We start from the raw sequence: 9,684 nt of genomic DNA, 5'->3' as shown, positions 1-9,684 counted from the left end.
CGGGCGCCTCGGGCGCGGCCGGGACCTGCGCACCGGGCTCGGCGCCCGGACGGCGCATCTGGTTGAGCTGGTCGAGCACGCCGTTGCCCGAACCGGACAGGTCCGGCAGGGCGCCGTTGCCGGCCGGCGCCGGCGCGACCGTGTCGAGGATCGATCCGGACGTTCCCATCACCCGCGGCAGGACGGTCAGTGCCAGCGACGTGACGAAGAAGATCGCGGCCAGGATCGCGGTTGCGCGCGTCAGCACATTGGCCGAACCGCGCGAACTCATGAACCCGCCACCGCCGCCGCCACCGATGCCGAGCGCGCCGCCTTCGGAGCGCTGGATCAGGACGACGCCCACGAGCGCGATGACCACCATCAGGTGGATGACGAGAATGACCGTCTGCATGAAAGTCGACATACCTCTTGAGAGCCGGCGGCGTTGTACACGATCGGGTCGGCGCTTTCCACCCCGTCACGCGCATGACGCGGCATGCGCGCCGCGGCGGACGCTGCGGCAACGCCGTCCCCGGTCGTGATCCGGCGGATCGGCGGAAAGGCTCAGGTCGCGGCGCAGGCCGAAGCGATCGCCAGGAAGTCGGTGGCCTTGAGGCTGGCGCCGCCCACCAGCGCGCCGTTCACATGCGGCACCGCCATCAGGTCGGCGGCATTGCCAGGCTTCACCGAGCCACCGTAAAGGATTCGCAGGACCGCACCCTCGTCGCCGAAGCGCGCGGCAAGCTTCTCGCGGATGAAGCCGTGGACCTTCGCGACATCGTCGGTGGTCGGCGTGCGGCCGGTGCCGATCGCCCAGACCGGCTCGTAGGCGATCACCACCGTCGCGGCGGTCGCGGCGTCGGGGACCGAGCCGGCAAGCTGGGTGCCGACGACGTCGAGCGTCACGTCCCGGTCGCGCTCGTCCAGGGTCTCGCCGATGCAGACGACCGCCACGAGGCCCGCCCGAAGCGCGGCCTCCGCCTTGGCGCGCACCATGGCATCCGTCTCGCCGTGGTCGGTGCGGCGCTCCGAATGGCCGACGATCACCGCCGTGGCACCGGCATCCTTGAGCATCTCGGCCGAAATGTCGCCGGTGTGGGCGCCGGACGGCGCCGCGTGGCAGTCCTGGCCGCCGACGCCGAGCACGGTGTTGGCGGCGGCCGCGGCAAAGGCCGGAACCAGCAGCGCCGGCGGGAAGATGGCGAGATCGACCCGGTCCGAAAGCCCGGCGGCACCCGCGATCATTGCCTCCAGTTCGGACCGCGATGCCGCAAGGCCGTTCATCTTCCAGTTGCCGGCGACAAGCGGCTTGATCGACTGCGTCATGGCGTTCCTGCTTTCCTTCTCGCCCGGAGCGACGCCCCCTGCGTCGCCCGGCCGATCGATGGCCGGTATGTGACCCGGTCCGTCACAAGGTACATGGCCGTATCCTGTCGCCGGCCATAGCAGAGAAGTCGCGGAGCGCAAAGACGCTTCGCTTGCTTGCGCCCCCTTGGCTCCTTATGATCCGCCGCCATTCGGAAGGGCTGTCCGCAACACCGGGACCGGCGGCCCAGGCAACAGATGAACCCGGATTCGGAAAGCGGACGGAATGCTCGACAGCCTGCGCCGTGGCGCCCAGACCCTCGTCGCCAAGATCCTGCTCGGACTGCTGGTGGCGAGCTTCGCCGTGTGGGGCATCTCCGGCTCGATCACATCCATGTCGACCGATTCCATCGCGTCGGTCGGCGACACCGATATCCGGATCGCGGATTTCCAGCGCGCCTACCAGTTCGAGACGCAGGCGATCGTGCGCCAGCTCGGCCAGCCGCTCACCCCGTCCCAGGCCGCCGCCTTCGGCATTCCCCAGCGCGTGCTTGGCCGGATGATGTCGGAAGCCGCCCTGACGGATGCGGCCAACGCCTTCGGCATCGGCATTTCCGACGAGCGCCTCGCCGCCGAGATCGCGGCCGATCCCTCGCTGCAGCGCGACGGCAAGTTCGACCGCGCCTATTTCTCGCAGCTTCTGCGCTCCAACAACCTCAACGAGGCGAGCTACATCGAGGAGCGGCGCGAGGCCGAACGGCGCGGCCAGCTGGTCGACGGCCTGTTCGGCGGCATCAAGGCCCCCGCCGCCCTGACCGAGGCCGTCGTGTCCTATGGCTCGGAAGTGCGCGACGTCGACTACGTGCGGATCACCGCCGCCAATGTCGGCACCATTGCCCCGCCGGACGATGCCACGCTCGCCACCTGGTTCGAGACCCGCAAGGGCGACTTCCGCGCCCCGGAATACCGCAGCGCCACCGTGATGACCCTGACGCCGGAGGCGATCGCCGATCCCGCGGCAATCACGCCCGAGCAGGTCACCGCCGAATACGAGCGCAACAAGGCCAGCTACGGCAAGCCGGAGCGCCGCCTCGTGCAGCGCATCCTGTTTCCGAACGCGGACGAGGCCCGGGCCGCCCTGGACCGCATCAACGGCGGCATGACCTTCGACGCGCTGGCCGCCGAGCGCGGGCTTGCCGACGCCGACTACGACCTCGGCACCGTCGCGAAGGCCGACGTCGTCGACCCGGCCATCGCCGACGCCGCCTTTGCGCTGGCCGCCCCCGGCATGAGTGAGCCGGTCGAAACCCGCTTCGGCGCCGCGCTCGTGCGCGTCGTCGCGATCGAGCCGGAGAGCGTTGCGCCGCTTGCCGAGATCGAGCCGCAGATCCGCGCGGAACTTGCCGCCGCCGAGGCCCGCCGCGTTGCCGGCGAGATGCAGCAGGACATCGAGGATGCGCTCGCGGGCGGCGCGACGCTTGCCGAGGTCGCCGCCCAGTTCAAGCTGACGACCACGCCGCTGCCGGAGATGGATTCCACCGGCGCCGGCACCGACGGCCAGCCGGTCGCGGGCCTGCCGCAGGCGCAGACTTTCCTGACCGACCTGTTCCAGTCGGACGTGGGCGTGGAAAACGCACCGCTGCAGGTCGGCCGCGACGGAACCGCCTGGTTCGAGGTCACCAAGGTCACCCCGGGCCGCGACCGCAGCCTCGACGAGGTCCGCGCGCAGGCCGTGGCCGCCTGGACCGCGGAGGAAGCCGCCCGCAAGGTCGACGTCAGCGCCGAGGCGATCTTCCGGGCCGTGAAGGGCGGGGCCGATTTCGCCGCCGAGGCGGCGAAGGCCGGCCTCACCGTCGAGACCTCGCCGAAGTTCACCCGCCGCAGCGCGGACACGGCGATCGGTCCGGACGCGCAGGAGGCCGCCTTCGGCGGGCCGGAAGGCTTCGTCGCCATGTCGGCCGGACCGGACGAGTCGCGCATCGTGCTCAAGGTCCGCAACGCGGTGCCGATTCCCTACTTTGCCGAATCGAGCGACGCGATCGAGGCGCAGACCAAGCTCTCCGAGGAAATGGAGAACGGCGTGCTCGCCCAGTATATCGATCACCTGCAGACGACGCTCGGCAGCAGCGTCAACCAGCAGACCCTGCAGGCCATCCTCGGCACCTCGGGCGGCTGACGAGCCGCCCGCCGGCGCGGGTCCGGACTGGATCCGCCCCCGGCGCGACAGGACCCCTTGACGACGCGGCGCCCCGGCCGCCCCGCAGACGGCGCGCCCAACGGAGATTCCGCCTTCCATGTCCGCCTTCAAGACCCTGATCGCCAAGGCGCGACCGGCGCGCCGCTCAGCCAGGAGGAGGCGCGCACCGCCTTCGACGTGATGATGTCCGGCGAGGCGACGCCCAGCCAGATCGGCGGCTTCCTGATGGCGCTGCGGGTGCGCGGCGAGACCGTGGACGAGATCAGCGGCGCCGTCTCGGTGATGCGCGAGAAGATGCTCACCGTGGATGCCCCGGCCGATTCGATCGACATCGTCGGCACCGGCGGCGACGGCTCCGGCAGCGTCAACATCTCCACCGCCTCGGCCATCGTTGCCGCCGGTGCCGGGCTGTATGTGGCCAAGCACGGCAACCGCGCCCTCTCCTCCCGCTCCGGCTCGGCCGACGTGCTGATGAGTCTCGGCATCAATCTGGAGATCGGCCCGGCGAAGATCGCCGAGTGCGTGCGCGAGGCCGGGGTCGGCTTCATGTTCGCCCCCGCCCACCATTCCGCGATGAAATACGTCGGCCCGAGCCGCGTCGAGCTTGGCACCCGCACGATCTTCAATCTCCTCGGTCCGCTGTCCAACCCGGCGGGCGTCAGGCGCCAGCTCGTCGGCGTCTTCGCCGGCCAGTGGGTGGAGCCGATCGCCGAGGTGCTGGCCCGGCTCGGCTCCGAGCGGGCATGGGTCGTGCATGGCTCCGACGGCCTCGACGAGATCACCGTCACCGGCCCGACCCGCGTCGCGGCCCTCGAAGACGGCCGGGTGACGACCTTCGACGTTGCCCCGGAGGATGTCGGCCTCGCCCGGCATCCGGCCGATGCCCTCAAGGGCGGCACGGCGGACGAGAATGCGGCGGCGCTGCGGGGCGTGCTGGACGGCACCCGCAACGCCTATCGCGACGCGGTGCTGATGAACGCCGGCGCCGGCATCCTGCTCGCCGGCAAGGCGGACGACTTTGCCGGCGGCGTCGCCATGGCGGCCGAGGCGATCGACAGCGGCGCGGCTCTTCGCGCGCTCGAGCGCCTCGTCGCCGTTTCCAACGGGTGAGACATGACCGACATTCTGGCGAAGATCGAAGTCTACAAGCGGCAGGAGATCGCGGCCGCCGAGGCCGCCGTTCCGCTCGCCGAGATCCGGGCACGCGCCCGTGACGCCGATCCGGTGCGCGGCTTTGCCGATGCCCTGTTTTCCAAGCGCAAGGCCGGCAAGTTCGGCCTGATCGCCGAGATCAAGAAGGCGAGCCCGTCGAAGGGCCTCATCCGCGAGGACTTCGATCCTCCGGCGCTGGCCCGCGCCTATGCCGGCGGCGGCGCGGCCTGCCTGTCGGTGCTCACCGATGCGCCGTCCTTCCAGGGTGCGCCCGAATACCTCACCGCGGCGCGGTCCGCCTGCGCCCTGCCGGCGCTGCGCAAGGATTTCCTCTACTCCGCCTACCAGGTCCACGAGGCGCGCAGCTGGGACGCGACGCGATCCTGATCATCCTCGCGGCGGTCGACGACGACCTTGCCCGCGAGTTGGAGGACACCGCCTTCACGCTCGGCATGGACGTGCTGCTGGAGGTCCACGACGAGGCAGAGATGGAGCGGGCGCTGAAGCTCACCTCCCCGCTCGTCGGCATCAACAACCGCAATCTCCGCACCTTCGAGGTCAGTCTCGAAACCACGGAACGCCTGGCGGCGATGGTGCCGGACGACCGCCTGCTCGTCGGCGAATCCGGTATCTTCGTTCACGCCGACCTCGAACGGCTGGCAAGATCCGGCGTCTCCACCTTCCTCGTCGGCGAGAGCCTGATGCGGCAGGAGGATGTATCCGCCGCCACCCGCAGCCTGCTCGGCCTCGACCGCGTACGGGCCGCCGGATGAGCGATCCCGCCAAGGAGGCCGCCGCCCCCCGCCTCACCCACCTCGATGCCGAGGGCCGGGCCAGCATGGTCGACGTGACCCACAAGGAGGTCACCGACCGGATCGCCGTCTGCGAGGGCCATGTGCGCATGGAGCCCGAGACGCTGGCGATGATCATGGCCGGCCACACCAAGAAGGGCGACGTGCTCACCACCGCCCGCCTTGCCGGCATCATGGCCGCCAAGCGCACCCACGAGTTGATCCCGCTCTGCCACCCGCTGGCGCTGACCAAGGTCGGCGTCGAGATCGTGGCGGACGAGGACCTGCCCGGCCTGCGCGTGGAAGCGATGGCACGCGTCGCCAGCCGTACGGGCGTGGAGATGGAGGCGCTGACCGCCGTCTCGGTCGCCTGCCTGACGATCTACGACATGGCGAAGGCGGTGGACCGCGGCATGACCATCGGCGGCATCCGGCTTCTGGAAAAATCCGGCGGCGCTTCCGGCGATTTCCGGGCGCATGAGGCCGGCAGCACGACCGCTGCGAAGATCGGGGACTGAGCCATGGCGCTGGTGCCGGTGGAGGAGGCGCGGCGGCGGCTGCTGGGCGGGCTCCGCCTGATGCCCGCCGAGGAGCTGCCGCTCGGCGAGGCCTTCGCCCGCACCCTTGCCCGCGACCTTGCGGCGACCCGCACCCAGCCGCCCTTCGCCGCCTCCGCCATGGACGGCTACGCCCTGCGCGCCGAAGACATCGCCGCCCCGCCCGCCCGGCTGAAGCTGATCGGCGAGGCGGCGGCCGGCCACGGATTTGCCGGCACCGTCGGGGCCGGCGAGACGGTGCGGATCTTCACCGGCGCGCCGATGCCGGCGGGCAGCGACACCGTGCTCATCCAGGAGAACGCCGACCGCGAGGGCGACGTCGTCACCGCGCTCGAAGGCGCGCCGGCCGGCCGCTTCGTGCGGGCGGCGGGCCTCGACTTTTCGGCCGGCGAGACGCTGCTTTCCGTCGGCCGGCGGCTCGACGAGCGTGCCCTGTCGCTTGCCGCCGCCATGGGCCACGCGCGCCTGCCCGTCCGGCGGCGTCCGCGCGTGGCGATTCTTGCCACCGGCGACGAACTGGTGCGTCCCGGCGAGACGCCGCGCCCCGACCAGATCGTCGCCTCCAACTTCCACGGCATCGCCGCGCTGGTGACGGCGGCCGGCGGCGCGCCGGTCGATCTCGGCATTGCCCCCGACGACCTGACGGAAATCCGCCGCCGGATCGCCTCGGCCGGCGACTGCGACGTCGTCACGCTGCTCGGCGGCGCCTCGGTCGGCGATCACGATTTCACCCGCCGCGCGCTCGAGGAGGAAGGCTTCGGCCTCGACTTCTGGAAGATCGCGATGCGGCCCGGCAAGCCGCTGATGTCCGGCCGCTGCGGCGAGCGGATCGCCCTCGGCCTGCCCGGAAACCCGGTCGCCAGCCTCGTTTGCGGACGCCTGTTCCTGATGCCGCTGATCGCCGCCCTGCTGGGGCGCGCCGACACGGCGCCTCCAGAGGAGACCGCGACTCTCGGCTGCGATCTTGGCGCCAACGACCAGCGCGAGGACTATCTGCGCGCGCGCCTCGAGCGGATCGACAGCGCGTGGATCGCCCATCCGTTTCCGGTGCAGGATTCGTCCATGCTCGCGGTCATGGCCGCCGCCGACGGTCTCGTGGTCCGTCCGCCTTTCGCGCCGCCGGCCGCCGCCGGAGAGGCCTGCCGGATCATCCGGTTCTGAACGTCTTTTCCTTCTGATTTCCGGTGCAGTGAGGTCCGCGGGAAAATAGTCCTGCGGCGGTCGATTTTGCCTGTTGCCTTTCTCCCGCATTCATTGCGAAGATATGCGAGTACAACTCGATATTGCTCTCATTGATTGCACTCGGGGGCCATGGTGGCGACAAGCCGGGTTTTCCTCGCCAGCCGCTCGCTCGTCGATCTCGCCGAGCCGCGCGTCAATGGCACGCTGCTCTATGACCGCTACGAGGAGATCCGCGATCTTCTCGAAAGCCGGGTCGGGCCGGAGGCGGCGCAGCTTCTTGCCCGCCCGGAGGTGACCCGCGGCAACGGCGTGGCCGTCACCTCCGTCGCCTGGTATGCGCCCCGGTCCGGCAACGCCCGCGTCTGGCGCGATCTCGACGACGAGACGCAGACCCGCATCGCCGCCGAACTCGGCGTCCTCCTCGAACGGATGCGGCCGCTGCTGGCCGATCCCGTCCACGGGCCGCTGATCCAGCGCTGCCTGCTGACGCCGGGCCTGTCGGACACGCTGCATGTGATCGCCGACCGGCCCGTGATCGTCGATTGGGGCCTGCTGCCTGCCGATGCGATCCAGTCCCACGACGAGCGCGAGAAGCTGCACCGCCGCGGCTTCGGCCGCTTCGCCGCCTGGTTGCCGCTGCCGCCGTTTCACGCCGGCGAGGGCATGGATCTGGCGCCGGACAGGGCGCGCGCCGCGATGCCTGCGGGCGCCTCGACGGCAGTTCCGGGCGCCGGCGCCTCTGCTGCCATACCTCCGACTTTCGGTGCCTCCGCCCAGACCGCAGGATCCGGAGCCACCGCGACGGGAGCGGTCGCACCCGTAGAACCCGCAGTCATCGTCGTCGAGCGGCCGTGGCTGCCGGTCGCGATCGCCGCCGCGATCGCCCTGCTGCTGCTCCTCGTGCTGCTCATTCCCGGCGTGCTGCTCTATCCCGCCGCAACTCCGGTGATCGCCGACGATGCGACACTGGAGGCCAGCGAGGCCGCGCTGCGCGAGCGGATCGCCTCCCTGCGCCGGGCGCTGGACACCGATATCTGCAGCGTCGGCCCGGACGGCATTCCCCCGCAGCTCGACCTGATCCTGCCCTGGCAGGACGGCAGCCTGCGCAGCTTCCGCCCCCAGATCGCCGAGGGGCCCCCGTCCGCAACGCCGGCGCCGGTCACCGTGCCCCCCTCGCCGCGGCAGATCGAGGTCGAACCGCCGTCGTCCGACACGGCCGGTCCGCCGTCACTCGCGCAGGGCGGCGCCAGCCTTGTCGATGCGCTCGACCGGGCGGCGGTGCTGGTGCTGGCGCCGGATCCGGCGCGGCCGGGCACGGTCTCGACCGGCAGCGGCTTCTTCGTCAACGCCACCGACGTCGTCACCAACCTCCACGTGGTCGAGGACGCCGACCCGGCCCGATTGCTCGTGGTCAACACCGCCCTCGGCAAGCCCGTCGCCGGGCGTCTCGTCGCCCGGTCCGCCGCCGGCGCGGCCGAGATCGGGCGGCCGGATTTCGCCGTGATCCGGATCGAGGCGGACGCGCCGCACGGCACGCTGGAGCTTGCCGGCGCGGTCCGCCGCGTCGACAACGTCATGGCCTACGGCTACCCGGCCTTCGTGATGGAGACCGACGAGACCTACAACTGCCTGCTGGCCGGCGACCCGGCCTGCGTGCCGGTCGGCTCCGTCACCACCGGCACCGTCTCGGCGGTCCAGTCCTCCGGCCCCGACCTGTCGCTCGCCGTCCACACCGCCGCGATCGCCAAGGGCAACAGCGGCGGCCCGCTGGTCGACTACTGCGGGCGGGTGATCGGCGTGAACACCTTCCTGCGCCACGACGCCGAGATCGGCTTTGCCCTCAATTTCGCGCAGCCGCCAGCTCGCTGGCGGCTTTCCTCGACGCCAACGGGGTTCCCTACGCCCGCAGCCGCGGCGACTGCCGGCTGGTGACGCGCACGGCCGATGCCGCGCCCTCCGTCTCTCCCCCGCCGGCCGCCCTGCCTTCGGGCGAGGCGCGCCCGCCACCGCAACGCCCTGACGAGGCGGCGATGGCGACGACGCGCATCCACCGCTCCGACGTGACCCGCCTGCGGCCGATCTCGCCTTCGGCCCGGCGCGACCACGCGCTGCTGCTCAGGCTGCTGGAAGACCGGCTCGGGCCGGAGGCGCGACCCTGCTGGCCGAGCCGGTGCAATCCTCCGATGGCGCGGCGATCGACTGGCATGTGCCGGGCCGGGTCGCCGCCGAGCCCGCGGCCCGCCTGTCGCCCGAGGCACGGGACAGGCTGCTCGCCGACCTTGGCCGGCTGCGCGCCCGCATCGAGGCGCTGGCCGAGACGATGACGAAGAAGGGCAGCGCCGACGAGCGGGTGCTCGCCGCGCCCTCGTCGACGCGCTCACCGTGCCCGAGCCGATGGCCGATCACGTCTTTGCCGCCGACGGGCGCCCGGTGCTGGTCGCCTGGGGCCACACCGACGAACGCGGCCTCGGCGCCCGGCCGGGCCTCTACGTCACCGCGGAGGGCAGTATCACGCCGCCCG

7 protein-coding genes and 2 pseudogenes are annotated in these 9,684 nt (G+C 71.5%); 6 read left to right on the top strand and 3 right to left on the bottom strand.

What is annotated here, in order from left to right; all coding sequences use genetic code 11:
• Both secG and tpiA read right to left on the bottom strand, forming a co-directional pair.
• A partial coding sequence (secG, locus tag A6302_RS17680) for a preprotein translocase subunit SecG (protein WP_083255871.1) occupies positions 1-391 on the bottom strand: 391 nt, incomplete at its 3' end.
• Between the two features lie 152 nt (positions 392-543).
• A complete protein-coding gene (gene tpiA / locus A6302_RS17675) occupies positions 544-1,305 on the bottom strand; it encodes a triose-phosphate isomerase (RefSeq protein ID WP_069308148.1) in 762 nt (253 codons plus the stop codon).
• Positions 1,306-1,570: 265 nt separating this feature from the next.
• Between tpiA and A6302_RS17670 the strand changes: the two genes are divergently transcribed.
• From A6302_RS17670 to A6302_RS17645, 6 genes and pseudogenes are all read left to right on the top strand, one after another.
• Positions 1,571-3,460 carry a peptidylprolyl isomerase gene (locus tag A6302_RS17670; protein ID WP_069308147.1) on the top strand — a complete coding sequence of 630 codons (1,890 nt, stop codon included), beginning with the start codon at positions 1,571-1,573 and terminating at the stop codon, positions 3,458-3,460.
• Between the two features lie 118 nt (positions 3,461-3,578).
• A pseudogene (trpD, locus tag A6302_RS17665) lies at positions 3,579-4,591 on the top strand (anthranilate phosphoribosyltransferase).
• 3 nt (positions 4,592-4,594) lie between these two features.
• A pseudogene (trpC, locus tag A6302_RS17660) lies at positions 4,595-5,406 on the top strand (indole-3-glycerol phosphate synthase TrpC).
• Positions 5,403-5,942: a cyclic pyranopterin monophosphate synthase MoaC gene (moaC, locus tag A6302_RS17655; protein ID WP_069308146.1), complete on the top strand. Its 540-nt coding sequence runs from the start codon at positions 5,403-5,405 to the stop codon at positions 5,940-5,942. The pseudogene trpC and the gene moaC overlap by 4 nt, the downstream one beginning before the upstream one ends.
• A gap of 3 nt (positions 5,943-5,945) precedes the next feature.
• On the top strand, positions 5,946-7,142 hold the full coding sequence (locus A6302_RS17650; RefSeq protein ID WP_069308145.1) for a molybdopterin molybdotransferase MoeA: 1,197 nt from the start codon (positions 5,946-5,948) through the stop codon (positions 7,140-7,142).
• A gap of 150 nt (positions 7,143-7,292) precedes the next feature.
• Positions 7,293-9,095 carry a trypsin-like peptidase domain-containing protein gene (locus A6302_RS17645; protein WP_069308144.1) on the top strand — a complete coding sequence of 601 codons (1,803 nt, stop codon included), beginning with the start codon at positions 7,293-7,295 and terminating at the stop codon, positions 9,093-9,095.
• Positions 9,096-9,278: 183 nt separating this feature from the next.
• Here A6302_RS17645 and A6302_RS22365 read toward each other — a convergent pair whose 3' ends face one another.
• Positions 9,279-9,569 (bottom strand): hypothetical protein, encoded by a 291-nt coding sequence (locus tag A6302_RS22365; RefSeq protein WP_141703892.1) that lies wholly within the window; start codon positions 9,567-9,569, stop codon positions 9,279-9,281.
• Between the last annotated feature and the right edge of the window lie 115 nt (positions 9,570-9,684).

This window comes from Methylobrevis pamukkalensis, assembly GCF_001720135.1.
GTDB classification, from domain to species: Bacteria; Pseudomonadota; Alphaproteobacteria; order Rhizobiales; family Pleomorphomonadaceae; genus Methylobrevis; species Methylobrevis pamukkalensis.
Note: the sequence above shows the minus strand (reverse complement) of the source record. Positions and strands in the feature narration are given on the sequence as shown.

Bases quoted from the DNA above. Each gene is read 5' to 3' on its own strand.
- A6302_RS17645 (WP_069308144.1), top strand. From the start codon at position 7,293: ATGGTGGCGACAAGCCGGGTTTTCCTCGCCAGCCGCTCGCTCGTCGAT.
- A6302_RS17670 (WP_069308147.1), top strand. From the start codon at position 1,571: ATGCTCGACAGCCTGCGCCGTGGCGCCCAGACCCTCGTCGCCAAGATC.
- A6302_RS17650 (WP_069308145.1), top strand. From the start codon at position 5,946: ATGGCGCTGGTGCCGGTGGAGGAGGCGCGGCGGCGGCTGCTGGGCGGG.
- moaC (WP_069308146.1), top strand. From the start codon at position 5,403: ATGAGCGATCCCGCCAAGGAGGCCGCCGCCCCCCGCCTCACCCACCTC.
- tpiA (WP_069308148.1), bottom strand. From the start codon at position 1,305: ATGACGCAGTCGATCAAGCCGCTTGTCGCCGGCAACTGGAAGATGAAC.